Source organism: Halioglobus sp. HI00S01 (assembly GCF_001635445.1).
GTDB lineage: Bacteria > Pseudomonadota > Gammaproteobacteria > Pseudomonadales > Halieaceae > Halioglobus > Halioglobus japonicus.
Window position 1 is genome coordinate 1 of the sequence record NZ_LWEE01000166.1, and the last position, 220, is coordinate 220.

1 protein-coding gene is annotated in these 220 nt (G+C 53.2%); it reads left to right on the forward strand.

Annotated elements, in window-relative coordinates:
- On the forward strand, positions 1 to 220 hold a 220-nt coding region (locus A3709_RS15695), incomplete at both ends, for an MMPL family transporter (protein ID WP_156507799.1).

A 220-nucleotide genomic window follows, 5' to 3' on the forward strand; every position in this document is an offset into this window, starting at 1 on the left:
AAGCACTGATGGTGTGGTTGGGTATGGGTGTGAAAGTAGCTACGTTGCCTGTGATTGCCCTCGGGGTGGGCATTGGTGTCGACTATGCCTTATACGTGTTAACGGTGATATTGGCGAAAGAAAAACAGGGGATGGACCTCACCACCGCCTACTACGAAACCCTCAACTTTACCGGGCGGGTAGTGGCTCTGATTGGTGTAACCCTGGCTGCCGGTGTCAT